General features: G+C 67.3%; 28 protein-coding genes and 1 pseudogene. 13 read left to right on the top strand and 16 right to left on the bottom strand.

The window, feature by feature from the left end:
• On the bottom strand, positions 1-115 hold a 115-nt coding region (locus tag ACW5EG_RS13300; RefSeq protein ID WP_457021828.1), incomplete at its 3' end, for a transposase.
• 462 nt (positions 116-577) lie between these two features.
• The gene (locus ACW5EG_RS13295; protein ID WP_457021790.1) at positions 578-1,612 is read right to left on the bottom strand and encodes an NAD(P)H-dependent flavin oxidoreductase; all 1,035 of its coding nucleotides are present in this window, start codon (positions 1,610-1,612) and stop codon (positions 578-580) included.
• 129 nt (positions 1,613-1,741) lie between these two features.
• Between ACW5EG_RS13295 and ACW5EG_RS13290 the strand changes: the two genes are divergently transcribed.
• From ACW5EG_RS13290 to ACW5EG_RS13275, 4 genes are all read left to right on the top strand, one after another.
• Positions 1,742-2,251, top strand: a complete 510-nt coding sequence (locus ACW5EG_RS13290; RefSeq protein ID WP_457021788.1) for a DUF1993 domain-containing protein — start codon at positions 1,742-1,744, stop codon at positions 2,249-2,251.
• Between the two features lie 163 nt (positions 2,252-2,414).
• Positions 2,415-3,179, top strand: a complete 765-nt coding sequence (locus tag ACW5EG_RS13285) for an abortive infection family protein (RefSeq protein WP_457021786.1) — start codon at positions 2,415-2,417, stop codon at positions 3,177-3,179.
• 102 nt (positions 3,180-3,281) lie between these two features.
• Complete coding sequence (locus tag ACW5EG_RS13280; protein ID WP_457021784.1) at positions 3,282-3,443, top strand: hypothetical protein; 162 nt, start codon at positions 3,282-3,284, stop codon at positions 3,441-3,443.
• Between the two features lie 9 nt (positions 3,444-3,452).
• Positions 3,453-4,280: an HNH endonuclease gene (locus tag ACW5EG_RS13275; protein ID WP_457021782.1), complete on the top strand. Its 828-nt coding sequence runs from the start codon at positions 3,453-3,455 to the stop codon at positions 4,278-4,280.
• Positions 4,281-4,418: 138 nt separating this feature from the next.
• Here the strand turns inward: ACW5EG_RS13275 and ACW5EG_RS13270 are convergent, their stop codons facing one another.
• Complete coding sequence (locus ACW5EG_RS13270) at positions 4,419-5,414, bottom strand: GlxA family transcriptional regulator (protein WP_457021780.1); 996 nt, start codon at positions 5,412-5,414, stop codon at positions 4,419-4,421.
• A gap of 122 nt (positions 5,415-5,536) precedes the next feature.
• Here ACW5EG_RS13270 and ACW5EG_RS13265 point away from each other — a divergent pair, with 122 nt between their 5' ends.
• Genes ACW5EG_RS13265 through ACW5EG_RS13255 form a run of 3 tightly spaced genes read left to right on the top strand, consistent with a single transcriptional unit; the run spans position 5,537 to position 7,663 of the window.
• Entirely contained in the window at positions 5,537-6,430 is an 894-nt protein-coding gene (locus ACW5EG_RS13265; protein ID WP_457021778.1) for an MBL fold metallo-hydrolase, read from the top strand.
• A 15-nt stretch (positions 6,431-6,445) separates the two neighbouring features.
• Positions 6,446-6,991, top strand: a complete 546-nt coding sequence (locus tag ACW5EG_RS13260; protein ID WP_457021777.1) for a cysteine hydrolase family protein — start codon at positions 6,446-6,448, stop codon at positions 6,989-6,991.
• A gap of 12 nt (positions 6,992-7,003) precedes the next feature.
• Positions 7,004-7,663 (top strand): NAD(P)-binding oxidoreductase, encoded by a 660-nt coding sequence (locus ACW5EG_RS13255; RefSeq protein ID WP_457021775.1) that lies wholly within the window; start codon positions 7,004-7,006, stop codon positions 7,661-7,663.
• Between the two features lie 18 nt (positions 7,664-7,681).
• On the opposite strand, the gene ACW5EG_RS13250 is transcribed toward ACW5EG_RS13255, so the two are convergent.
• From ACW5EG_RS13250 to ACW5EG_RS13215, 8 genes are all read right to left on the bottom strand, one after another.
• Complete coding sequence (locus tag ACW5EG_RS13250; protein WP_457021773.1) at positions 7,682-8,278, bottom strand: TfuA-like protein; 597 nt, start codon at positions 8,276-8,278, stop codon at positions 7,682-7,684.
• A gap of 41 nt (positions 8,279-8,319) precedes the next feature.
• Positions 8,320-8,961: an HD domain-containing protein gene (locus ACW5EG_RS13245; RefSeq protein ID WP_457021771.1), complete on the bottom strand. Its 642-nt coding sequence runs from the start codon at positions 8,959-8,961 to the stop codon at positions 8,320-8,322.
• Between the two features lie 99 nt (positions 8,962-9,060).
• Positions 9,061-10,044, bottom strand: a complete 984-nt coding sequence (locus ACW5EG_RS13240; RefSeq protein ID WP_457021769.1) for a GlxA family transcriptional regulator — start codon at positions 10,042-10,044, stop codon at positions 9,061-9,063.
• 9 nt (positions 10,045-10,053) lie between these two features.
• Positions 10,054-11,187: a zinc-binding dehydrogenase gene (locus ACW5EG_RS13235; RefSeq protein WP_457021767.1), complete on the bottom strand. Its 1,134-nt coding sequence runs from the start codon at positions 11,185-11,187 to the stop codon at positions 10,054-10,056.
• Between the two features lie 7 nt (positions 11,188-11,194).
• Positions 11,195-11,632: a PaaI family thioesterase gene (locus tag ACW5EG_RS13230; protein ID WP_457021766.1), complete on the bottom strand. Its 438-nt coding sequence runs from the start codon at positions 11,630-11,632 to the stop codon at positions 11,195-11,197.
• A 26-nt stretch (positions 11,633-11,658) separates the two neighbouring features.
• Positions 11,659-12,360, bottom strand: a complete 702-nt coding sequence (locus tag ACW5EG_RS13225; RefSeq protein ID WP_457021764.1) for an SDR family NAD(P)-dependent oxidoreductase — start codon at positions 12,358-12,360, stop codon at positions 11,659-11,661.
• On the bottom strand, positions 12,357-12,956 hold the full coding sequence (locus ACW5EG_RS13220) for a DsbA family protein (protein WP_457021762.1): 600 nt from the start codon (positions 12,954-12,956) through the stop codon (positions 12,357-12,359). Before ACW5EG_RS13220 ends, ACW5EG_RS13225 begins: the two co-directional genes overlap by 4 nt.
• Positions 12,953-13,456, bottom strand: a complete 504-nt coding sequence (locus ACW5EG_RS13215) for a winged helix-turn-helix transcriptional regulator (RefSeq protein ID WP_457021760.1) — start codon at positions 13,454-13,456, stop codon at positions 12,953-12,955. Before ACW5EG_RS13215 ends, ACW5EG_RS13220 begins: the two co-directional genes overlap by 4 nt.
• Positions 13,457-13,598: 142 nt before the next feature.
• Between ACW5EG_RS13215 and ACW5EG_RS13210 the strand changes: the two are divergent.
• A pseudogene (locus ACW5EG_RS13210) lies at positions 13,599-13,846 on the top strand (ComF family protein); the annotation flags it as partial.
• Between the two features lie 23 nt (positions 13,847-13,869).
• Here the strand turns inward: ACW5EG_RS13210 and ACW5EG_RS13205 are convergent.
• The 3 genes from ACW5EG_RS13205 to ACW5EG_RS13195 all read right to left on the bottom strand — a co-directional run bounded on the left by ACW5EG_RS13205 (position 13,870) and on the right by ACW5EG_RS13195 (position 16,425).
• A complete protein-coding gene (locus ACW5EG_RS13205; RefSeq protein ID WP_457021758.1) occupies positions 13,870-15,555 on the bottom strand; it encodes an MFS transporter in 1,686 nt (561 codons plus the stop codon).
• A gap of 289 nt (positions 15,556-15,844) precedes the next feature.
• Positions 15,845-16,132 carry a helix-turn-helix domain-containing protein gene (locus ACW5EG_RS13200; RefSeq protein ID WP_457018521.1) on the bottom strand — a complete coding sequence of 96 codons (288 nt, stop codon included), beginning with the start codon at positions 16,130-16,132 and terminating at the stop codon, positions 15,845-15,847.
• Positions 16,133-16,134: 2 nt separating this feature from the next.
• A complete protein-coding gene (locus ACW5EG_RS13195; protein ID WP_457021826.1) occupies positions 16,135-16,425 on the bottom strand; it encodes a type II toxin-antitoxin system RelE/ParE family toxin in 291 nt (96 codons plus the stop codon).
• Between the two features lie 200 nt (positions 16,426-16,625).
• Between ACW5EG_RS13195 and dusA the strand changes: the two genes are divergently transcribed.
• The 5 genes from dusA to ACW5EG_RS13170 all read left to right on the top strand — a co-directional run bounded on the left by dusA (position 16,626) and on the right by ACW5EG_RS13170 (position 21,327).
• Positions 16,626-17,639, top strand: coding sequence for a tRNA dihydrouridine(20/20a) synthase DusA (gene dusA / locus ACW5EG_RS13190; protein ID WP_457018522.1), 1,014 nt, complete (start codon positions 16,626-16,628; stop codon positions 17,637-17,639).
• Positions 17,636-18,574, top strand: a complete 939-nt coding sequence (locus ACW5EG_RS13185) for an arginine deiminase-related protein (protein ID WP_457021756.1) — start codon at positions 17,636-17,638, stop codon at positions 18,572-18,574. The genes dusA and ACW5EG_RS13185 overlap by 4 nt, the downstream gene beginning before the upstream one ends.
• A gap of 176 nt (positions 18,575-18,750) precedes the next feature.
• Complete coding sequence (locus ACW5EG_RS13180; RefSeq protein WP_457018524.1) at positions 18,751-19,050, top strand: hypothetical protein; 300 nt, start codon at positions 18,751-18,753, stop codon at positions 19,048-19,050.
• 65 nt (positions 19,051-19,115) lie between these two features.
• The gene (locus tag ACW5EG_RS13175; RefSeq protein ID WP_298579641.1) at positions 19,116-19,802 is read left to right on the top strand and encodes a response regulator transcription factor; all 687 of its coding nucleotides are present in this window, start codon (positions 19,116-19,118) and stop codon (positions 19,800-19,802) included.
• A gap of 103 nt (positions 19,803-19,905) precedes the next feature.
• On the top strand, positions 19,906-21,327 hold the full coding sequence (locus ACW5EG_RS13170; RefSeq protein ID WP_457018525.1) for an ATP-binding protein: 1,422 nt from the start codon (positions 19,906-19,908) through the stop codon (positions 21,325-21,327).
• 112 nt (positions 21,328-21,439) lie between these two features.
• On the opposite strand, the gene ACW5EG_RS13165 is transcribed toward ACW5EG_RS13170, so the two are convergent.
• Complete coding sequence (locus ACW5EG_RS13165; RefSeq protein WP_457021824.1) at positions 21,440-22,180, bottom strand: M90 family metallopeptidase; 741 nt, start codon at positions 22,178-22,180, stop codon at positions 21,440-21,442.
• Between the two features lie 25 nt (positions 22,181-22,205).
• Positions 22,206-22,475, bottom strand: coding sequence for a hypothetical protein (locus ACW5EG_RS13160; RefSeq protein ID WP_457018526.1), 270 nt, complete (start codon positions 22,473-22,475; stop codon positions 22,206-22,208).
• Positions 22,476-22,609: the final 134 nt, after the last annotated feature.

Genomic DNA, 22,609 nt, shown 5'->3' with positions numbered 1-22,609 from the left:
GGTTGCGTGGTATGCCCAATTCCCGCGACAGCTGCGCGATCGGCTTGTGACCCGCCCGCATCTGCCGCACGGCCTCACGCTTGAACTCGGCCGTGAACTGTTGCCGCTTGACCATCGAACACCTCCGGGACCATTGTCCCCGTTATCAGGTGTCCGAATTACCCGGGCCACTCCAGGTTCACTTGTCGGCTGAGGTGGCTTCGCGGGGGCGATGCGTGCCGGGTGTAGGCGTGCAGCCACGCGCCCGTGCCCAGGAGTGTTTCGCGCAGCAGCCAGGTGCTTGTCCGAGTCGGGCTCTTCCCCCGGAACTCCTTCAGGCTTTGGCCCGCCGGCTCATCGGAAAAGTGAACCTGACCCCATTACCCCTCAAGGACGGATCCGGCGATCTATCGCGGAGTCCAAGGCGAGTCTGCGTCCAACTGCCTGTCTGCAGCACCGATCTTCATCCGCGGTGACGTTGGCTCAGCCGCGCCGCGCCGACCTCCACTACATCTCAACCGCGCGATGACGGTCGGGTTCCTGGCAGGCACACAACGGCTACCCTTGGCCGGAAGCAGACAGTACGGGCTGCGGGCATCTAGCCGAGCCCGGCGAGTCGTCGCGTGACCATTGCGGCACTTAGACCGGGAAAAGGGCTGGGACAGGTTCCGCTCCACAGTGGCGTGAAGTCGTCGAGTCCGCGCGCCTCGGCTTGTGCCCTCAGCGGCGCGAGTGCCTGTGAGGCCCAGGGAAATTCGGGTGGGAGGTCCGACATCGGCCCCAGATCACGCATCAGCCGGTTTGTCAGCCCGCGAGCAGGCCGCCCACTGAAGAGATTTGTAATGGCACCCGGTCGACCGGGCTGCCGGAGGGCTGTGCGATGCACCGGGGTCGTCTTCGCCTCCGGACAGAGCAGATAGGCAGTACCGATCTGGACAGCCGCAGCGCCTGCAGCGAGCAGCGCCTCGACGTCGCCTCGGCTTCCGATACCGCCGGCCGCCACGATCGGCACCGTGAGCAGCCTGGACAGGGCTGAGACGAGCCAGGCAGTGGTCGACTGCAAAGTCAGGTCGTCCGACAGAAAGTGCCCCCTGTGGCCACCCGCTTCGACGCCTTGGGCAATGACGATGTCAGCGCCGTGACGTTGCAGCCAGAGACCCTCATCAACTGTCGTGGCTGAAGCCAGAACGATTGCACCCCATGCCTTGATACGTTCCAGTAGAGCTGGTGCAGGCAGGCCGAAATGGAAGCTCACCACGCGTGGTCGGAACGCCTCCAGCAGGTCTACCGTCGCCGCGTCGATCGGCCGACGCGCACCCGCCGTGCTCGGCGCAGGTGGTTCGATCCCGAATTCCAGGTAGTAGGGCTTGAATGCCTGGCGCCAGCGCTCTTCGCTGGTCTCGTCGGGCTCGGCCATCTCGTGGCAGAAGAAGTTCAGGTTGATCGGCCGCTCATGGGAAGCAAAGCGCCTGAGCGCGACCTCCAGCCGGGCCGATTCGAGCAGGGCGCAGGGCATCGAGCCCAAACCACCCGCCTTGGATACAGCAATGGCGAGCTCTTCGTCCTGCGCGCCTGCCATCGGCGCTTGTATGACCGGCAACTCGACGTCCGGTAACAAGGTATCAGGCCGCATCGCGAGGCTCCCTAAGGCGAGGCTTGGATGCTACGCGGAGAACAGGAGCGGGGTCAGGTTCACTCGGCGCAGACCGGGCGGGGAGGGTGGGCGTACCATCGCGGTTCGTCCACGACTTCGAGCTCACCCATGACCGTTTCCCTGCGCGCGGCGTCCGTCCCCGTGTTCAACCAGCTGCTCGGCGGCCTCGCCGACGTGCTGAAGAAGGCCGAGGCGCACGCCACCGAGCGCAAGATCGATCCCAACGCCTACCTGCAGTCGCGTGTTTACCCGGACATGTTCCCGCTGGTGCGGCAGGTGCAGATCGCCTGCGATTTCGCCAAGTCGGTCTCGGCGCGCCTGGCGCAGGCCGAGGTCCCGTCCTGGGAAGACAACGAAACCAGCTTCGAAGACCTGCAGTCGCGCATCGCCCGTACGCAGGCTTTCATCGTCAGCCTGGATGCCGCCAGCTTCGAAGGCGCTGAATCCCGCGACATCGTTCTGCGCCCCGGCACCCCGAAGGAAAAGAAGCTCACCGGCCAGGCCTACCTGCTCAACTACGGCCTCCCCCAGTTCTTCTTCCACGTCACCACCACCTACGCACTCCTCCGCCACGCCGGCATCGAAATCGGCAAGCGCGACTTCATGGGCCAGTACTAAGGGCGCGTGCGCTCTGCGCACGACATGGCGCCGTTTCTGAGCATACTCGGGGGTCTGGTTCCGACCTTGATCTCAATGGGTCTCATCACCTGTCAGCCCGATTATCGACCGGGCTACTTGCTGGGGATAGCTCGCTGGCTACTCTGGGCTTACCTTAGGGCATATGCACACACACGCCCCTGCCCCTCAGCTCTCTCCCAAGGCCCTGCTGGCACTCAGTGATGCCTTGGAAAGCAAGTTCGACTCCGGCGACTGGTCCAAGCTGGGACTTGCCTTGGGACTGAATGCCTTAGGCGATCCCGAAGGCCGCTTGCAGAAGTCGCTTCGGTTCGGAGACGACGACTACGGCGCCTGCATCGTCCAGTTCATCCGTCACATGGATCGGGAGGACAGGAGCGAGCTATACAACTTGGCGCGGCGCCCCAAGCTGGAAGCCTGGCTGCTGGGTAATGCGCCCGCCGCCGCACAGGAATTTGGTTTGGGACAGACCCATGTCGCCGCCCCGGCCCCTCCGCCCAGCGCCAGCCAAGCTGTCGAGCTAGCTTTGAAGGACGCGGAGCGCCTGTTGCACACCAACGGGGCCACCTCGTGTGTGGATCGCATGCACACGGCCTTGCATGGCTATCTATGGGACGAGGCGGCACGGGCTTCGCTCCTTGTCGCTGACGATGCCAACCTGCCGGCTTTGTTCAAGGCGCTGCGCAACGGGCACCCCCAGCTTCAAGCAAGCGGTCCTCACGGAGCGGCTGTAGCGAAGCTCCTCGTGTCGCTTGCGTCGTGCGTCGACACCCTCAACACGCTTCGCAACAACGCAACGCCTGCCCACCCCAACGAAGATCTGCTGGATGAGGCGGAAGGAATGCTGGCAGTAAACGCGGTGCGCTCCATCTTCAACTACCTGCGGGCACGCCTGTGGGCCACGATCTGACCATCGACCGGGGCAAGTGGTATGGCTGGCAGATGCTCCCAGGTTATGGGGATGACCCGTATTTTTCGCCGATCTATGTGCAGCTGGTGGAGCATCAGAAGAGTGAAACTGACCTTCATCAACGCTTTCTACGCCGCAGGCGTCAAAGACTTCGCGCTCACCCTGCGGGTGTTCAAACATGAAGAGACCTACCTGGTCTGGGCTGTCCGCGGGTCAACCACCGATCGCTGCGCGGATAGCTTCGTGCTCACTGGCTTGAGTTGAAGTTGACCCATGGACCTGACAACGATACCCACGAGGGGCAATGGCATTTCGGACCTGCTGCTGACGGCTGGCATGGATCCGCTGCACGTCAGGCGAGATCGAGCGTTTGGCAGCCAATGGGGCTGGACGGATGGTCGCCTGGTCTTCGCAACCGTCTGGCTCGATGAAGTGCAAGACCCCCAAGGCGTGCCCAAGTGGAGCATGGCGCAGCCGGAGAACCGTCATGAGCTGACCAGGGTGCGCAGGGCCCACGCCCAGAAGCTGTGGGACATGCTGCTGTCGCGCGATGGTCAGTCGGTGCAGGTAGTCTTGCAAACAAAGAAGGCCGACCGGACGAAGTGGAAGACCGGGATCACGGAGCGTCGCGGCTTGGATCCCGAGCCCTGGTACGTGACAGCGGAGCCAGGCGCAATCCTGCTGCAGCGTGGATCGCTGCCAGGCCGGAAGGCGGTCAGCGTCGATGGCAAGCCCATGCCCCCGCGTGAGCCGTCGTGGTCGCTCCGCGAGACACGGCCCGAACAGGCCCGGTTCCGGGAACGCGTGGCCAACAAGACCGGGCGCCGATGCGCGTTAACTGGCGCCCCCATGGAGCTGTGCGACGCCGCGCATTTCGCTTGGACGAATTGGCGAACCGACAATGACCCGCACCACGGTGTGCTGCTGCGCCGCGATCTGCACATTGCGTTGGATATCAACTGGCTGTCGATCGACCAAGAGGGCCGGGTCGAAGTCAGCGAATTCCTGGCCTCCTCTTCCCCTGAATATGCGGCGCTTCACGGGCGCCGCGTGCAGATAGGCGCGCCAACGCCCGATCCGGAAGGGGAAGTCGGCGCTTAGGGCAGCGCCGCTTAGGCCGTGACTTTGTCGGCACTTGCGTACGCTGATGACGGCGCACCAGCTTTACAGTCGCCGCTGACCCGCTCGCTAGCGTTGATCAGCTGAATCCACCGCCGATAGCGGACGTGATGCAGCGAACTATATGCGTCCGGCAACCCGGGACTCCAGACGCCGACTGCCGTCGCCGAAGAAGTTCCGTCGATAGGCGGAAGGCGGTGTCCCCAGCTGCGCAGCGAAGTGCTGGCGCAGCGATAGCGCCGTGCCGAAGCCGGCCTCGGTGGCGATCTGCTCGATCGGCAGGTCGGTGGTTTCAAGCAGCTGCTGCGCGCGCGCCAGCCGCTCCGACGCCAGCCATTTCACGACCGTGGTGCCGGTCGCCTCGCGGAAGCGGCGGGTGAAGGTGCGGCGGCTCATGTGGGCAGCGTCGGCCAGCGCGTCCACCGACAGCGGTTCGGCCAGACGCTCGCGCGCCCAGTCCAGCACGCCCGGCAGGCGGTTTTCGCTGGGCAGCTCGGGCACTGGCTGCTCGATGTACTGCGCCTGCCCGCCCTGGCGGTGCGGCGGCGTCACCAGCAGCCGCGCGATGCGGTTGGCCACGTCGGCGCCGTGACGCACGCGTACGAGGTTGAGGCAGCAGTCGATCGCGGCGACGGTTCCGGCGGACGTCACGATGCCGTCGTCGTCGATGTACAGCACGTCCGGCCGGAAATCGGCGGTGGGAAAGCGACGGGCGAACACGTCGCGGACGGCCCAGTGCGTGGTGGCGCGGCGGCCGTCGAGCAGGCCCGCGTCGCCCAGCACGAACGCGCCCAGGCATAGCCCGACCACCTGTGCGCCGCGTGCATGCGCCGCCCGCAAGGCCTGCGTGAGTTCGGCGGGCGCAGGCGTTTCCGGGTGATCCCACGCCGGCACGATGACGATGTCGGCCCGCCGCATCGCGTCCAGCCCGTCCGGCACGTCGATCTGCAGCCCCTGCATCGTGCGCACGGGGCCGGGTGTGGGCGCGCAATAGCGCACCTCATAGGGCGGCAGGCCCGGTGGCGCGGGCTGGATGCCAAACACCTGGCCGGGAACGGACAGGTGGAACAGGTTGATGCCATCGAACGCCAGCACGGCGACGCGAACGGGCTTCATGGACGCCTCCGCAGGGCGCGAAAGAATGGCCCGATTGTATCTATTAATGTCATTTGGGCCAATGGTGCTGAACGCACAGTCTTCAGACAATGGTCGTCATTCCACACGATCAGGAAACTCCCATGACCCATCGAACCTTGCTGCGGGGCGCTGCCGTCGCGACTCTGGCCCTCGCGCTCGCCGCCTGCGGTGCCACCAGCACCGCAGCCACCCCGGACGCCAAGACCGAAGACGCCGGCGCGGTCGGCTTCCAGCAGATCCGGAACGCGACGATCAAGCTGGACTACGCCGGCACCACGTTCCTGATCGACCCGATGCTCGCGGCGAAGGACGCCTACCCCGGCTTCGAGGGCACCTACAACAGCGAGTTGCGCTACCCGCTGGTCGAGTTGCCGATGCCGATGTCCGAGGTGATGGACGCCGATGCCATCATCGTCACCCATACCCACGCCGATCACTGGGATGACGAGGCCAAGCGCAGCCTGCCCAGGAATCTTCCACTGTTTGTCCAGAACGAAGCCGATGCCGAAAGCATCCGCCAGGATGGCTTCACCGACGTGCGCGTGTTGACCCGCGACACCGTCTTCAACGGGACGCAGCTGAGCATCACCGGTGGACAGCATGGCGATGACCAGACCATGGCCGCTTTCCCAAGTCTCGGCCAAGTGATGGGCGTCGTTTTCCAGCGCCCGGGCCACGAGACGGTGTACCTGGCCGGAGACACCGTCTGGAACGCCCAGGTCGAAGATTCGATCCAGCAGTACCAGCCGGATGTGATTGTCCTCAATACCGGCTATGCGCGAATGCTGGGGCGGGACGGCTCCATCATCATGGGCAAGGACGATCTTTACCGGGCCTACCAGGCGGCACCCCAGGCCAAGGTGATCGGCAGCCATATGGAAGCCGTCAATCACGCCATGCAGACGCGCCAGGACCTGCACGACCACATCGAGGCAACGGGCATGGATCCCGAGCGCGTGCTGGTTCCCGCGGACGGCGAGTCCTACACCTTCTAAGAAAGAGGAAATCCCATGAGCAAGCGCGCAATCGTCGTCGTCGATCTTCAAAACGAATACCTGCCCACCGGCAAGGTGCCGCTGGTCGGCATCGAACCCGCCCTCGCCAACGCCGCCCGCCTCATCGCCGCGGCTCGCGCCAGGGGCGAACTGATCATCCATGTCCGGCATGAATTCGCCACGCCCGACGCGCCGATCTTCGTGCCGGGAAGCGATGGGGTGCAGATCATCCCCGCCGTGGCGCCCGTCGAAGGTGAGCCTGTCGTCGTCAAGAATTACCCCAACTCGTTCCGCGACACCGGCCTGAAGCCGATGCTGGACGAACAGGGCGTCGAGGAACTGGTGGTGATCGGTGCGATGAGCCACATGTGCGTGGAAGCGACCTCCCGCGCCGCCGCCGACTTCGGTTACCCCGTCACCGTGGTGCACGATGCCTGCGCCACGATGGATCTCGAGTTCGGCGGAACGGCGGTACCCGCGGCGCACGTGCATGCCGCCGCAATGGCCGCGCTGGCGTTCGGCTATGCCGCGATCACCACCACGGACGCCTATCTGGCTTGAGAGGAATCCATCATGCGCAAGGTCTTCATCATCGGCGGCTCGGGCAAGGTCGCCCGCCGCCTCGCCCGGCAGCTAGCGGCACGCGGCCATGAGCCGCGCTCGCTGTACCGCAAGGCGGAGCAGGCCGGCGAACTCGAGGCCCTGGGCGCCGTCCCGGTCGAGGGCAACCTGCTGGAACTCGACGCCGACGGACTGGCGCAGCGCATGGCCGGCAGCGACGTGGTCGTGTTCTCGGCCGGCGCCGGCGGCAAGGGCGGAGCGGAGATGATCGACGCCATCGACGGCCGCGGGCTGGAGCTGGCGGTCGCGGCGGCGCGGCAGGCCGGCATCCAGCGCTTCCTGCTGGTCTCGGCCTTCCCCGAGGCCTCCCGCGGCAAGGCGGTGTCGGAGACGTTCGAGCACTACATGGCGGTGAAGAAACTCGCCGACGTGCATCTGGCCGAGTCCGACCTGGACTGGGTCATCCTGCGCCCCGGCACGCTGCTGGACGCGCCCGGCACCGGCAAGGTGCGCACGGGGCTGGCCATTCCCTACGGCGACGTGCCGCGCGACGACGTGGCCGCGACGCTGCTGCAGATTATCGAACAGCCAGCGGTGAGCCGCATCATCATCGAGCTGACCGAAGGCGAGGCGCCGGTTGCAGAGTCCGTGGCGCGCCTGGTGCACGCCTGAGTCGCAGGCTTTCCTCTGCTACCTGAGTTGCCGAAGCAGGCAGAGCGCGTCCTCACGCTTGGCGTCCATCAGGCGGATCTCAGGTGGCAGGTGGAAACCCGCGCCGGCAACGGCGGCCTCAATGTTCTCCCAGGTCCGTGCATCCAGCGCAATGGCGCTGAGCACGTGGACGAGCGCAGCGAGTTCTCCGGCTCCCAATCCACTCGACCAAAGGCCGGCCACCACGTTGATCAGCGGCACCGTGAGCGGCCTGAACTCCAACCCGTCGCGCGCAAACAGTGCCTGGACCAGATCCTCCCGGTCGCCACCCAGCGTCCGCAGTATCTGGAACACCTGCCCTGCACCTTTCATGCCCAGGGGTTCCAGCCGCGCCGCCAACACCGCGCCCATGCTCGCGGCCCCGTGGAGTACCAGGCCGCGAGCGAGTGCCCGGGCGGCTTCCTCGGGATCCAGCCGCAGGTCAGGGTCAAGCAGGCCATCGACGATCACGACCTGCGCCGGTGCAGCGATGGCGTCCAGGTCGCCGCGGACGATGGGTGCGCGGTACTCGGCATCCAGGACAGCGCGCGCTTCCGGTCCGCTGAGGCTCAGACCCAGGAATACGATTGGCCTCACGTGTTCCCTCGTGGCGCGGGATCGCTGCTCAAATCGGCTGATCAATTCGGCCAGGCGGAGCCGAGAATGATGGAACAGAAGTCGGTCCGCCGGTATCCCGGCACCTTCAACGCCAGCACGTCCGCCTTCACGTTGCCGAATGCGGTGTCCGGCTTCTTCCTGATGCCATCGGCGAAGTGGTCGATGATGCCTTCCTTGAAGTTCGCCTCGCGGGGATGACAGGCACAGACTTCGTGGCGCTGCTCCTGGCTGAACTCGTCGTAGGCGATGCCGAGCACGTCCATCTCGACGCCAGCGGTCACCAGGGCCACGGTCGGCCGCATGTGCGCGGGGATGCCGGGCGTCGTATGCAGTGCGATGGCCGTCCAGACATCCTCGACGTCGCGCTCGGGCACGTTATAGCCGTTCATGAAGTCGCGCGCCGCGTTGGCGCCGTCGACCTCGAAGCGCAAGTCGGCGCTCGAGTACCGTTCCGTCAGGCCCATGTCGTGGAACATGGCACCCAGGTAAAGCAGTTCGGGATCGTATTCGAGGCCGCGCCGGTTGCCGGAAAGCGCCCCCCAGAAGAACACGCGCCGGCTGTGGTTGTAGAGCAGGTCGTCTTCGGTGTCGCGCACAAGCTGCGTGGCGGCGCGCGCCAACGCGCTGTCGGGCACTCGGATGCCTGCGATGGTCTCGGTCATGGAAATCCACTCCAGGAAAGTACTGCCCTCAAGTGTCGGCCGTTGCTCGCCTGACCACAATCGAACGCTTGCGCCGGATCGTGACAATACAGCGCGATTTCATGACACCGGGGATGTTTCCTGGTGCCGGAACCGGGCGCGGTATTGCGCGGGAGTCACGCCGAGGCGTTCCCTGAAGACGATCCGCATGCGGTCCGCGGTTCCGAAACCGCAGTCGTATGCCACGGTCTTCAATGGCAGGTCGCTGCTTTCCAGGACCTTGCGGGCCGCGTCGATCCGTGCCCGCAGGACGAACTCGTGCGGAGTGATTCCGGTTTCCTGGACGAAATGGCGGATCAGGTTGCGCGGACTCATGTCGGCCACGCCGGCAAGCGACTTGAGCGCGTGCCGCTGGGCGGGATGCGCCGCGACGTGTTGCTGGACGAGCGCCACCGGCGACGTGGGATCGACGGGAGGCGTGAGATAGGGACTGAACTGGGATTGGCCGCCCTGGCGCTGCGCCACCACGACCAGCCGCTTGGCGACGGCCACGGCCACCTCCGGCCCATGACGCTGACCGACCAGCGCCAAGGCAAGGTCGATCCCCGCAGTGACGCCGGCAGAGGTGATGAGTCGGCCGTCGCGGACATAAATCGAATCGGCTTCGACTTTCGCTTCGGGGAACATGCGTGCCAGCTGGGCGGCACTCTGCCAGTGGGTCGTGACCCTCCGGCCATCGAGCAGGCCGGCATGGCCGAGCACGAACGCGCCCGTGCAGATCGAACCGTAGGTCGTCGACCTGCGCGGCGCTTCCCCCACCCACTCCAGCAGTTCGGCATCGGGCGCCGTGTCCGGCAGCTCCGGCCCGCCTGCCACCAGGATGATGTCGAAGTCGCCTCGCGCCTCCTCGAACGTCATGTCGGCCACCACCAGCATGCCGCCGGATGTCCGCAGCGGCTTGCGATCCGCTGCCACCAGGACCGTCCTGTAATGATCCCCGGCCGGAACATGACCGTTTGCCTCGGCAAACACGTCGACCGGCCCGGCGACGTCCAGCGCCTGCACATGCTCGTGTATTGCAATCGCGATCGTAAGTATCGCCACGTGACCCCCTTACCCTTGCAAGGACGGGTTGATCAGATACTTCTCGCCGGTCGACTTGCGCTCGTACGCAGCCAGAATTTCTGGCTGGAGCGCATCTGTGAGGCTGATGGTCTTCGTGTAGTGGCTGGCGAAAGTCGTTGTCAGCTCATCCACGACACGTTGACGCATCCGCGCCGCGACCTCCTGGCCCGCCTTCTGCATGAACGGGAAAAGCAGCCATCCGCCGACGTTCCAGGTAAAGCCGAACGTCCGATCGATCACGGTCGGCCCCGTGTCCAGGGCGCCGTAGATACAGACCTGCTTGAGCGCGTCCGAGCCGTAGCGGCTGTAGGTGGTGACGCTGCGGCTGGCGACCGTTTCCATCGCCTGCAGGATCTGGCCGGCCAGCGTGCCGCCACCGATGGCGTCGAAGCCGATGGTGGCGCCGGTTTCGGCAATCGCTTCCGTCAGCTCGGCCTGGAAGTCGGGCGACGTGCTGTCGACGATGTGATGTGCGCCGATCTCGCGGAGAATCGTCGCCTGCGCGTCGCTGCGCACGATATTGACCAGCCCGATCCCGTCCGCAAGGCAGATCCTGTTGAGCATCTGGCCCAGGTTCGAAGCGGCGGCGGTCTGCACGATGGCGCTGTGCCCTTCGGCCTTCATCGTCTCGGTGAAGCCTAGCGACGTCAGCGGATTGACGAACATCGACGCGCCGTCCGCCACGTCCACGTCATCGGGCAGCAGGATGCAGTCCTGCGCCCGCAGCTTGCGCAGTTGTGTGTACATCCCGCCGCCCAGCATCCCGACCTTTTTGCCAAGGAAGTGCTGCACATCGCGGCCCGCCCTGAGGACGGTGCCCGCGCCTTCGTTGCCGACCGGCAGCGATTGATCCAGCCGGCTGCGAATGGCTGCCAGGCGCTGCTGCGGAATGTCGGCGACCAGCACCGGCCGCTCCGGCGACCCTTCGGCCCGCGCGGTCGATACATCGGCAGGGCCGAGCAGGAGCCCAAGGTCGGATGGATTGATGGGTGTGGCCTCGACCCGCACCACCAGCTCATCCGGGCCGGGCTCGTCCAGCACGACCGTCTCCAGGCTCAGGCGAAGCTGTCCATCGGACGTCGCCAGCGATCGCAGTTCCAATCCACTCATCGTCTTGTCCATCTCTGCCTCATTTGGGTTGTGCGAGGTCGAATACCAGCAGCGTCGAGGTGGCCGTCGCACACAAGCGGCCGTCGCCGTCACGCAGCGTCGCCTCGGCGAACGCGACGCGCCGCCCCATCGAGACAACGCGGCCGCTTGCGCGCACCGTCCCGCTGTTGTCGCTCAGCGCACGCAGGTACGACACCTTCAGTTCGAGCGTGGTGTGTCCGCGCCCGGCGTCGAGCTGGCTGTGCACGGCAATGCCGCAGGCGCTGTCGAGCAGGGTCGCCGCGTAGCCGCCGTGCACCGAGCCGAGCGGGTTGTAGACAGTCCGATCGGGCGTGCCTTCGAACACAGCATGACCGCGATCGACCTCGACCAGGGTGAAGCCGAGCGTTTCGCCCATCGGCGGCTGTCTGGAGCCGGCCAACATCAAGTCGCGAAGTTGTTGCAGGCCATCGCGCACGCCTCCACCCAAGTTGCTCACGGCGCTCACCACGGCTCGTGGAAGGGCCGGACCTCGGCGAGGAACGACCAGGCATCGCGCGGCTGATGCGCCAGGTGAAAGACCTCGCCCGCGATCGAGGCGGGCGAGATGAAGAAGTCGTCCGCCGCATCGGGCAGCCGCTTGCGCTGCCACGGTACGTCGATCACGGCATCGATGATGAGATAGGCGACGTGCACGCCCTTCGGCCCCAGGTCGCGGGCCAGCGATTCGGCCAGGATCCGCTGTGCCGCCTTGGTCGGCGCGAACCCGGCAAAGCCCGCCCTGCCGCGCTGGGCGGAGGTGTTGCCGGTGACGATCAGCGCGCCCTCGCCGGCCTCCACCATCGCCGGAGCCGTCAGCCGCGCGAGGTTGAACAGCGCCATCGTGTTGATGTCGAAGTTCTTCTGCAGCGTCTCCGCCTCGATCTCCATGAACGTACCGAACGCACCGCCGACGGCGTTGTGGACGACCACCTTCGGCATGCCGACGCGGGCGATGGCCTGCTCGAGCGCGGCCACATCAGTCACGTCGCACGGCACCGAGACCGTGTCGGGTATCTCCGCTTCCAGCGCGGCGAGGCGATCGGCGTCGCGCGCCAACATCGCCACGCGGTAGCCGCCCTCGGCAAAGCGCCGCACCAGGGCAGCGCCGGTGCCGGGGCCGACTCCGGTCACGAGGGCGAGTGGCTTGCTGGTCTGGCTGCTCATGCTGCTACCTCCAGGCGCGCGAGGTGTTCGCGCACGAAGTCGAGACGGTCGTTGCCGAAGAACATCGCGTCGCCAACGAACATGGTCGGCGAGCCGAACACGTCGCGCTCGATGGCTTCGCGGGTGTTGGCGTCCAGCTGCGCGATCGTTTCGGGCGCGTCGATCCGCTTGGCGATCGCGTCGACGTCGATATCGATCCCGGCCGCGGCGATGACGGCGAGAATGTCGTCCTTCGTGGCGAGCGTCTTGCCCTCGCTCCAGCAGGCGCGGTACAGCGCCAGCGTTATCTCCATTGCATCCGCGGGCGAGCCTGCCGCCAGTACCGCACGCGAACACGCATCGCCATCGTTCGTGCGCATGTCGGATGGGTTCAGCGCAAAACCGTAGCGCTGCGCCCAGCGCGCCAGATCGGTGCGGGCGTAGCGCCCCTTGGCGGCGCAGGTGAGCGTGGTCGGCACGTTGCCGACCGCCTCCATCAGCTTCAGCACCATCATCGGCCTGAGCACGAGGTCGACGCCCATCTCGCGTAGCTGCGTGAAGGCGAGGTAGCTGTATGGGCTGCGGAAATCGTAGAAGAGTTCGATCGACCGGGTCATTGGGCTGCTCCTGTGGCGAGGTTGTCGAGAAGGTGGCGAACGCGATCGTCGGCACCGGGACCGGGGCGAAGCTGGATGCGGTTCGTGGGCACGGCCGTGCCGGTCTCGGGATCCACCAGCGCCAGGCGCAACGGCCGCCCGGTCTCGCGATCGATCGTCTCCACGGTCGGCGCGCCAAACCCGCTCGCATCCCAGCGGTCGCCCCATTCGCGCAGGGCGATGCTGACCTTCCACAGGTCGTGGCCCTTGGCCGTCAGCCGGTACTCGACCCGTGGTGGTCGCTCCTGGTACTGCGACGGCTCGACGATGCCGTGCTGCGTCAGATGCTTGAGGCGCGCAGCCAGCGTGGCGGTGGGGATGCCCGTGCTCGCGCGCAGCTCGTCATGGCGGCGGAGCCCGAGCGACAGGTCGCGGATCAGCAGCAGTGTCCAGCGATCCCCGATCAGCTCGAGCGCGCCCGCGATGGAGCACCGCATTCCCGCGAAAGACTTCACTTTCATATCGCCGACGCCTAGTTACTTCAATGATTGAAGTGTAGCTGTTTCGGGGATTTTGTCGAGCAAAAACGGGGTCAGGTTCACTTTGGGGGGGGATGTAAGTGAACCTGGAGTGCCCCCGTTCTTCGCCAGCGCATTCGATCCGCTGCCGCGGCCCGACGCGCTGTTGCCGATCCCGCTGCACCGCGCGCGCCTGCGCGAACGCGGCTACGACCAGGCGCTGGAGCTCGCGCGGCCGCTGGCGCGCGCCCTGTCGTTGCCGCGGTGCCGCGGCACGTGGCTCTGGTCGATGACGTCATGACCACCGGCGCCACCCTGCATGCCGCGGCAACGGCGCTGCGGCGCGCCGGCGTGGCCTGGGTCGATGCATGGGTCGCGGCGCGGGTGCCCTGAATGTCGCGCGCCAGCGGTCGTGGCTAGGCCGACCGGTTGGGATCGATCAGCGGTTCGCTCAGCGCCGACGGCCCGGCGACGGCAACCGTGTGAAGGGCGCTGGTCTGACGTTCGATCATCCGCCGGACCTGCGGCGCGCCGGGCCCCTGGTGCAGCGCGCGCAGATGTTCCGGAATGGTCGCGTCGTCGTGGGTCAGGCGGCTGTTGTGGCGGATGTAATCCAGCCACGTCGGCGTCTCGTAGCGCTCGATCCAGACCTGCGGATCGGCGAGATCGCGCAGCACCCTCCAGTTGCGTGCCCCGTCGCGGCGACGGATGCGCCGCCGCTCCGCCATCGCTTCAAGGAACTCGAGGACGTCCTCTTCGCGGATGACGTACTCGACGGTGACCACCACCGGACCCGTCCGCGACTGGACCGGGACGGCGGTGGCCGGCTCCTGCCAGCGGCGCAGCGGATCGAGATTGAGCTCCGTCAGTTTCGCCAATGGCAGCCAGCGGCCAAGCGCCGCGCAGACGATCATGACCCCCGCTGCTGAGAGCAGCGCCGTCCGCACGTCGCCGCGCTCCGCAACGAATCCCCACAGCCAGCTGCCTGTCGCTATGCCGCCGAACGCGGCCATCTGGTACAGCGACAGCGCGCGCGCCACCACCCAGCGCGGGGTGGACAGCTGCACCGTGACGTTGAATGTCGACAACGCCAGCACCCACGCGGCGCCGCCGAGCATGAGCGCTGCCATCGTCAGCAACAGCTGTGCGCTCACGGCAGCGAGCGCCGCGGCAACGGCAAAGGCGATGCAGGCGCAACACACGAGACCCTCGGTCGACAGCACGTCGCGCAAGTACGCACTGCCCATCGCGCCGCCTATCGCACCCACGCCGAATGCGCCGAGCAGCAGGCCATAGCTCAGCGGCCCGCCGGCGATCAGATCCTTGGCCACCAGGGGCATGAGCGCCATGACCGCACTCGCGCCGACACCGAAAACGGCGCTGCGGACCAGGACGCTGCGAATGGCGGGTGACATCGCGACATAGCGGATGCCTGCGGCGATCGCGACCCCGAGCGTTTCCGGCGGCAGCACCCGCGGATCCCGCGGCGGGCGCCAACGCGCCAGCACGACGATCAACGCGATGTAGCTGACGGCATTCACCGCGAACGCCGCAGCGGCGCCGGCGGCCGCGACAATGGCGCCGCCAATCGCGGGCCCGACGCTGCGGGCGATGTTGAAGCCCATGCTGTTGAAGGCCACCGCGCCCGGCAACTCCGCGCGCGGCACCATGTCGCCGACGGATGCCTGCCACGCCGGCGCGTTGAACGCCGCACCGCAGCCGATCAGGAACGTGAACAGCAGCAGCAACCACGGCGTGATCAACCCGGACCAGGCGCACACCGACAGCGCGACCGACACGAGCAGCATGAACAGCTGCGCGCCGAGCATGATCTTGCGCCGGTCGAAATTGTCCGCCATCGCGCCGGCCACCAGCGAAAACAGCATGACCGGCAGCGCGATCGACCCCTGCACCAGCGCCACCATGCGCTCCGACTGCGCAATCGAGATCATCAGCCAGGACGCGCCGACCGACTGGATCATGCCGCCGAAATTGGAGGAGGCGCTCGCCAGCCAGACCTTGCGGAAGATCGGGTAGCGCATTGCCGACAGCGCCGTAGGGCGCTGCGCGGGATCTGGTGGAGTCAGCGGGATAGGAGCCATCAGCAACCTGGCCGGAGGGAACGTTGGCGATTAAGCCAGATCGGCTGCCTCCGCCCCGTTAGGGTCGATCTCACGTGCCGCTCAGCGCGAAGTCTGCGGCGATGCCCGCGAACACCGCCATCCCCACAGGACCGCGGTCGACTTCGAGCCCACCTTGACGTCGTCGTCGCGGTCGACCATCGCGTACCAGGTGTTGTAGGCGGTCGACCGGATATCGGGGTCAGGTTCAGTTTCAACGTCAGGTCCGGCTCTTGATGAGTAGTGGCCCTTTGAAGTCGCCGAATCAGCGCTAGGCGGCTTCCAGTGCGATGCGGACTTGTTGGCCCAGCGATGCCGCGATGTTCACCAGCGCATCCAGCGAGAAGCGCGAGATGCGGCCGCGGAGCAGGTCGTTGATGCGTGGCTGGGTGATGCCGCAATGCTCGGCCGCCGCGGCCTGCGTCCAGCCGCTTTCCTGGATGAGCGAGGCGATCTTTCGCATCAGTTCCGCACGGACCTTGAGGTTGGCGGCTTCCTCGGCGGTGTCGGCAAGCGCATCCCAGACGCTGGCATATCGTTCGGCCTTGGACTTGTTCATGGTCACTTCCTGCTCAACAGGGCGAAGCGCTGCTTCGCGAGTTCGACATCCCGCTTCGACGTGGCTTGCGTCTTCTTCTGGAAGGCATGAAGCACATAGACGGCATCGGCCAACCGGGCGGTGTACAGGACGCGGTAGGCGCCCGTGTCGTCCCGCACCCGGATTTCCTCGACGCCCTTGCCGATCGTGGGCATGGGTTTGAAGTCGTCCGGCTGCAATCCGTGCTGCACGCGGTCCAACTGGTAGCCGGCGTCTCGCTTCGCGTCATCGGAGAACTCCCGGAGGCGGTCCAGAGAACGCGATTGGCTTGGCGGGCATTAATATATCCGTATTGATATAAATGGCAAACGGATGCAGGCTGGATCTTCACGGCGAGCTTTTCGCCACTCAGGTCGGAGGTGGGTGTGCCGCTTCAAGGTCGTCCAAGGCCCGAGAAGGGTGTGCTGCGCTACTTCCAGCCGCAAGAGCGCGCTCGTTCGTACAATGTGAGCCGATGATCGCCTCGCCCAACATCCTGCCCGAACTGATGCGTCTTTCGGTGGCCCCGATGATGGACTGGACCGACAGCCACTGCCGGGTCTTCCACCGCCTGCTGGCGCCGTCGGCGCGGCTGTACAGCGAGATGGTGCACGCCAACGCGGTGATCCACGGCGACCGCGCCAGGCTGCTGGCGATGGATCCGGTGGAGCATCCGGTGGCACTGCAGCTGGGCGGCAGCGAGCCGGCGCTGCTGGCGCAGGCCGCGCGGATCGGAGCCGAGCACGGTTTCGACGAGATCAACCTCAACTGCGGCTGCCCGTCCGACCGCGTGCAGGCGGGGCGCTTCGGTGCCTGCCTGATGCGCGAGCCGGCGCTGGTGGCCGACGGCGTGGCGGCGATGATCGCGGCGGTGGCGTCGTCGGCGCGGCCCGTGCCGGTGACGGTGAAGTGCCGGCTTGGCGTGGACGACGACCACGATTTCGACCGCTTCATGGACTTCATCGATACCGTGGCCGCCGCCGGCTGCCGCATGTTCGTGGTGCACGCGCGTAACGCCTGGCTCAAGGGGCTGAGCCCGAAGGAGAACCGCGAAGTGCCGCCGCTGCGCTATGACTGGGCGTACCGGCTCAAGCGCGAGCGTCCTGCGCTGCAGGTGGTGGTCAACGGCGGCATCGCCTCACTGGCGGAAACGCTGGCGCACCTGGACCACGTCGATGGCGCCATGCTCGGTCGCGCCGCCTACCACGATCCCTACACGCTGCACCTGGTCGATGCGGCGCTGCGCGACGTCGATCCGCGGCCGCGTGCGGACCTGCTGCGCGCGCTGCAGCCCTACGCCGTCGCACAGCTGGCAAGCGGCGTGCCGCTGCGGCACATCAGCCGGCACATCCTGGGTCTGTTCCACGGCCAGCCGGGCGGCCGCGCGTATCGCCAGGTGCTGAGCGAAGGCACGCACCTGCCCGGTGCCGGCTGGGACCTGGTGGAACGCGCGCTCGCGGCCACCATGCGCGGCGCGGTCGTGGCGTGATCACGCGCGATATCGCGGCGTTTGCCGCCTTCGCCCGCAGCAGCCAGCCGGACTTCGGTCCGGCGACCGCGCGCGCCGCCTTCCTGGTCTCGCCCGATGGCTTTGCACGCGCGGCGGATTCGGCGGCGGACAACCGCTACATGGCCGATGCCGGCGCATTCGACGCGGTCCGCGCCCTGCACGAGCACCGTGCGCTGCACCAGGCGCTGTCGACGCAGCTGCCGACGATCTGCTTTGCCGGCGATGCCAGCGCGCCCGACGGCCTGTTCCCCAACAACGTCTTCGCCACCGCACGCGCGGACGCCGCCGCGCCGAATGCGTTCGTGCCGCGCTTGATTGTCGGCCGGATGCGGCATCCGGTGCGCCAGCGCGAGGCGCGGCGCAGCGATATCCGCGCCTGGTTCGGCGACGTGCTCGGCTATGCCGAGATCGACCTGTCGACCCAGCCGCATCCTTGCGAACTCACCGGCGCGCTGGTGATCGATCGCGCGCGGGGCCTGGGCTACTGCGGCCTGTCCGAGCGTTGCGACCAGCGCGGCGCGGCGCTGATGCACGACGCCTTCGGCCTGCGCGCGACCCTGATGTTCGACCTGGCCGCGGGCGAATACCACACCAACGTCGTGCTCGCGGTGCTCGCCGGGCGCGCGCTGCTGGCCTGCGCGGATGGCTTCGCCGATCCCGGCGTGTCCGAGGCCATTGCCGCGCTGTATCCGCACGCCGCGCGGCTCGCGCCGGCGGAGCGCGCCGCGTTCGCGGGCAACGCCATCTGCCTGGGCGGGGACGCCGTCTGGATGAGCGCCACGGCCGCTGCGGCGCTCGCTTCCGGGACGCGGAGGACGCTGCAGGAGGCAGGGCTGGCGGTTGGGAGCGTCGAGCTGGGCGCGATCGAGGCGGCCGGCGGTTCTCTGCGATGTTGCGTTGCGGAATTGTTCTGATCCGTTCACCGCGATGAACCCCTGCGCACTGGTGAAGGAAAAGTTAAGGGGGGATTCACCGCGTTCTTTCAAGAATGCCGGTCCGATCCGAAAGGTCCGCCGCGGTTTTCGACATGCCCCCTGTGCAGTTCCGCATGAAGGTCGTCCTGGTTGCCGCGCTCGCGGGAGGCGTCCTCATGTCCGCGGCCTGGGCACAGGAGGAGCCGCGCGAACGCCGCGATGCCGAACGCGGCGAGCGCAGCCAGGAGCAGCGACTGCGCAATCGCGATGAGCTGTCTGATTCGGTGCGCCAGTTCGAGCGCAGCAACCGCGGCAGCCGCGTGCTCAGCGCCGAGCGCATCCAGGCCGACGGTCGCGACGTCAACCGGATCAAGGCCATGGACGACCGCGGCCGGGTCCGCGTCTACGTCGATGACCCGCGTCGCCAGCCCCCGCCGCAGCCGCGGCGGCAATCTACACGCGACGACCACGACTGACGCTGCACTCTGTTCAGGAAAGTACGGCCAGACTGGTCGCCTCACAATTCTGAACGGAGTCATCCATGCGCATCCTGCTGGTCGAAGACGAAGCTCCGCTGCGTGAAACGCTGGCCGCGCGCCTGAAGCGCGAAGGCTTCGCCGTCGATGCTGCGCAGGACGGCGAGGAAGGCCTGTACATGGGTCGCGAGGTGCCATTCGACGTCGGCATCATCGACCTCGGCCTGCCCAAGATGTCGGGCATGGAGCTGATCAAGGCGTTGCGCGACGAGGGCAAGCAGTTCCCGGTGTTGATCCTGACCGCGCGTTCGAGCTGGCAGGACAAGGTCGACGGCCTCAAGCAGGGCGCCGACGACTACCTGGTCAAGCCCTTCCACGTCGAGGAACTGCTGGCGCGCATCAACGCGCTGGTGCGCCGCGCGGCCGGCTGGAGCAAGCCCACGCTCGAATGCGGCGCGGTGGTGCTCGACCTCGCCGCGCAGACGGTGACCGTGCACGGCCAGAACGTCGACCTCACCAGCTACGAGTACAAGGTGCTCGAGTACCTGATGATGCACGCCGGCGAACTGGTCTCGAAGGCCGACCTCACCGAGCACATCTACCAGCAGGACTTCGATCGCGATTCCAACGTGCTCGAGGTCTTCATCGGCCGCCTGCGCAAGAAGCTCGATCCGGAAGGCACGCTCAAGCCGATCGAGACGGTACGTGGTCGCGGCTACCGCTTCGCCATCCCGCGTAACGGCGAAGGCTGAGCGCAACGGCCCGCGCCCGCCGCGGGCCGCGGCATCGCGGCATCGGCTATCGTGGGCGCCGTCCCGCGCGTCGGCCTGCGCAGCATGATCCGTTCCTGACCCGATGAGCACCGGCAAGTCCGCCCGCGTCCTGCCCTGGCGTCCGCGCTCGCTGCAGGCGCGGCAGCTGATGGCGGCCAGCCTCGGCCTGATCGCGTTCCTGGCGCTGGCCGGCTATGCGCTCGACCGCGCCTTCCTCGACGTGGCCAGCGAGGGCCAGCGCGATCGGCTGCGCAACTACATGTTCGCCTATGCCGGCGACGTGGAGTTCCTGCGCAGCGGCGACATCTACGTCCCCGACAATGGCCCCGACGATCGCTTCGACCGTCCGGGCAGCGGGCTCTATGCCGAAGTCGTGTTGCCCAGCGCCAGCTGGACATCGCGCTCGGCGTCGGGCCCGCAGCTGCCAGAGGCGCTCCCGCTGGCCGGCGGCGAGGAGAAGTTCGAAGGTCCGCTGCCCATGGTCCGCAGCGACGGTTCGCCGGGCCATGTCTACCGTTACGGCCTGGGCATGGTCTGGGCCCAGGAGGGCGCGCCCGCGGCCGAGTTCCCCTACACGATCTACGTGATGGAGGACGCCGGCACCGTACCCCGCCAGGTGCGCGTGTTCCGTGCCGCGCTGTGGGGCTACCTCGGTATTTCCGGCCTGATCCTGCTGCTGCTGCAGACCCTGGTGCTGCGCTGGAGCCTGTGGCCGCTGCACAAGGTGGTGGACGAACTCAAGCGCGTGCAGCGCGGCCAGGCGCATCGAATGGGCGAGCGCCATCCGCGCGAACTCGAGCCGCTGACCGACAGCATCAACGCACTGATCGAAAGCGAGCGCGAGAACCTCGAGCAGCAGCGCAATACCATGTCCGACCTGGCACACAGCCTGAAGACGCCGCTGGCGGTGCTGCGCGCGCGCCTCGAATCGGACGTGGACGAGCAGGAGCTGCGCGAGGACGTCGCGACCCAGCTGCAGCGCATGAGTGACCTGGTCAGCTACCAGCTTGGCCGCGCGGCTTCCACCGGGCACAAGCTGTTTGCCGCGCCGGTGGAGGTCGAGCCCTGCGCCGAGACCCTGGTGCAGAGCCTGGAGAAGATCTACGCCGGCAAGGGCGTGCTGTGCGAGTTCGACATCGATCCCGCCGCGCGCTTCCACGGCGAGCCGGGCGACCTGCAGGAACTGCTGGGCAACCTGATCGAGAACGCGTTCAAGTGGGCCGGCGCGCGCGTGCTGCTGACGGTCAAGACCGGTGAGACCGCGCCCAACCGCCGGCCGGGCCTGCTGCTGGCGGTCGACGACGACGGCCCCGGCATTCCGGACGAGCGGATCCCGTTGGTGCTCCAGCGCGGCGTGCGCGGCGACGAGCGCGTGCATGGACACGGGATCGGCCTGTCGATCGTGCAGGACATCATCCGCAGCTACCGCGGCGAACTGCACGTGGGCCGCTCGACCGAACTGGGCGGCGCCCGTTTCGAAGTGCGGCTGCCGCCGGGGCTCTGACGCACCCGGTCATCGCGGCGTGGCGCTTCACGGCGGAGAAGCGGCCAAACCCGCCGGCGCGATGTAGGGATCCTCTTTCGCGCCATCGCCGCCGACACGCCGAAGCAGGCACTCACGCCGAAGGCGAAGGTCCGTAGAACCGCTGCAGATGCGCCGCCACCTTCGGAAACATGTCGCGCAGCAATGCCGGATCGCTGAAATGGTATTCGCTGCACACGGCGAAGAATTCCTCCGGCGCCTCGGCCGCGTAGGGGTCGATGCCGACCTCGCCGCCGCCGTCCACTTCGGCCACCAGCGCGTCGTAGGCCTGCTGGAAATCCCGCGCCCAGCTGCGCTGCCAGTCGCGCGGCAGCGGCGGTGTGCCGTCGAGCGCGCCGTCGAGCGCATCGAGCTTGTGCGCCATCTCGTGCACGGCCACGCAGAAGCCGGCGTGCGGATCGTCCAGGTCGGTCTCGACGTCGGCCCACGACAGGATCAGCGGGCCACCGTCCCATGCTTCGCCGATCAGTTCGTCGTCCCATTCGTGCAGCACGCCGGCGGCGTCGACGTGGCTGCGGTTCACCCGGAACGCATCCGGATAGACGATCAGTTGCGACCAGCCGTGCAGGCCCTGTTCGCCGAACTCGAGCAGCGGCAGGCAGCACAGCGCCGCCAGCAGCGCGCGCTGGGTGTCGTCGAGCCGCAGTGGATCGATCGGGGTGATGGTCTTGCGCTGCAGGAACAGCGTGGCCAGCGCACGCAGGCGCGCGGCGCGGGGGGGATCAAGCGCGGCGATCCAGCGCACCCTGGCGTGGACCTGCGCCCAGGTCGCGTCGTTGATCGGATCGGGTGCGCGGCCCAGCAGCCGGCGGATCAGGCCTGCGGCCAATCCGGATCCCTCAGCGGATCATGCCCGGCAGGAAGCTGTGCCAGCGCGGCGGACGCGCCGCCGGTTCGGATTCGCCGCGGCGCGGCGTCGTGGCGCGGGTGCGGTTGGGCACGACCGCGCGCTTGTCGCCGGGACGCAGCACTTCAGTCTCGGACTCGCCTTCCGCAGTGGCATCGCAGCCGGCGCTGGCGCCGTTGGCGTCCATCATCGCGGGCTGGCGGGCAGCCACGGGCAGCGCGGCGCAGGCCAGGAGCAGGCAGAACAGGAATCGGGGAGCCATGGCAACCATCCTTCGACCAGAGTCGTTGCAGCGGCAACGAGGCACTATACCCCGGATGCGCGCTGGACGCCGATGGTTGCAGGGCGGCTCCCGCACGGGCCGGGCAGGGCGCGGACACAGGCCGCACAGGCCCG

The organism is Luteimonas sp. A611, assembly GCF_054072715.1.
The sequence above is the reverse complement of the archived record's forward strand: the minus strand, read 5'-3'. Positions and strand labels throughout refer to the sequence as shown.

Excerpts from the sequence above, each read along its gene's own strand:
- ACW5EG_RS13260 (WP_457021777.1), top strand. The coding sequence starts at position 6,446 with ATGAGCAAGCGCGCAATCGTCGTCGTCGATCTTCAAAACGAATACCTG.
- ACW5EG_RS13215 (WP_457021760.1), bottom strand. The coding sequence starts at position 13,456 with ATGAAAGTGAAGTCTTTCGCGGGAATGCGGTGCTCCATCGCGGGCGCG.
- ACW5EG_RS13270 (WP_457021780.1), bottom strand. The coding sequence starts at position 5,414 with ATGAAGCCCGTTCGCGTCGCCGTGCTGGCGTTCGATGGCATCAACCTG.
- dusA (WP_457018522.1), top strand. The coding sequence starts at position 16,626 with ATGATCGCCTCGCCCAACATCCTGCCCGAACTGATGCGTCTTTCGGTG.
- ACW5EG_RS13200 (WP_457018521.1), bottom strand. The coding sequence starts at position 16,132 with ATGAACAAGTCCAAGGCCGAACGATATGCCAGCGTCTGGGATGCGCTT.
- ACW5EG_RS13205 (WP_457021758.1), bottom strand. The coding sequence starts at position 15,555 with ATGGCTCCTATCCCGCTGACTCCACCAGATCCCGCGCAGCGCCCTACG.
- ACW5EG_RS13220 (WP_457021762.1), bottom strand. The coding sequence starts at position 12,956 with ATGACCCGGTCGATCGAACTCTTCTACGATTTCCGCAGCCCATACAGC.
- ACW5EG_RS13175 (WP_298579641.1), top strand. The coding sequence starts at position 19,116 with ATGCGCATCCTGCTGGTCGAAGACGAAGCTCCGCTGCGTGAAACGCTG.
- ACW5EG_RS13295 (WP_457021790.1), bottom strand. The coding sequence starts at position 1,612 with ATGCGGCCTGATACCTTGTTACCGGACGTCGAGTTGCCGGTCATACAA.
- ACW5EG_RS13180 (WP_457018524.1), top strand. The coding sequence starts at position 18,751 with ATGTCCGCGGCCTGGGCACAGGAGGAGCCGCGCGAACGCCGCGATGCC.
- ACW5EG_RS13235 (WP_457021767.1), bottom strand. The coding sequence starts at position 11,187 with ATGGACAAGACGATGAGTGGATTGGAACTGCGATCGCTGGCGACGTCC.
- ACW5EG_RS13285 (WP_457021786.1), top strand. The coding sequence starts at position 2,415 with ATGCACACACACGCCCCTGCCCCTCAGCTCTCTCCCAAGGCCCTGCTG.
- ACW5EG_RS13245 (WP_457021771.1), bottom strand. The coding sequence starts at position 8,961 with ATGACCGAGACCATCGCAGGCATCCGAGTGCCCGACAGCGCGTTGGCG.
- ACW5EG_RS13255 (WP_457021775.1), top strand. The coding sequence starts at position 7,004 with ATGCGCAAGGTCTTCATCATCGGCGGCTCGGGCAAGGTCGCCCGCCGC.
- ACW5EG_RS13275 (WP_457021782.1), top strand. The coding sequence starts at position 3,453 with ATGGACCTGACAACGATACCCACGAGGGGCAATGGCATTTCGGACCTG.
- ACW5EG_RS13160 (WP_457018526.1), bottom strand. The coding sequence starts at position 22,475 with ATGGCTCCCCGATTCCTGTTCTGCCTGCTCCTGGCCTGCGCCGCGCTG.
- ACW5EG_RS13170 (WP_457018525.1), top strand. The coding sequence starts at position 19,906 with ATGAGCACCGGCAAGTCCGCCCGCGTCCTGCCCTGGCGTCCGCGCTCG.
- ACW5EG_RS13290 (WP_457021788.1), top strand. The coding sequence starts at position 1,742 with ATGACCGTTTCCCTGCGCGCGGCGTCCGTCCCCGTGTTCAACCAGCTG.
- ACW5EG_RS13225 (WP_457021764.1), bottom strand. The coding sequence starts at position 12,360 with ATGAGCAGCCAGACCAGCAAGCCACTCGCCCTCGTGACCGGAGTCGGC.
- ACW5EG_RS13265 (WP_457021778.1), top strand. The coding sequence starts at position 5,537 with ATGACCCATCGAACCTTGCTGCGGGGCGCTGCCGTCGCGACTCTGGCC.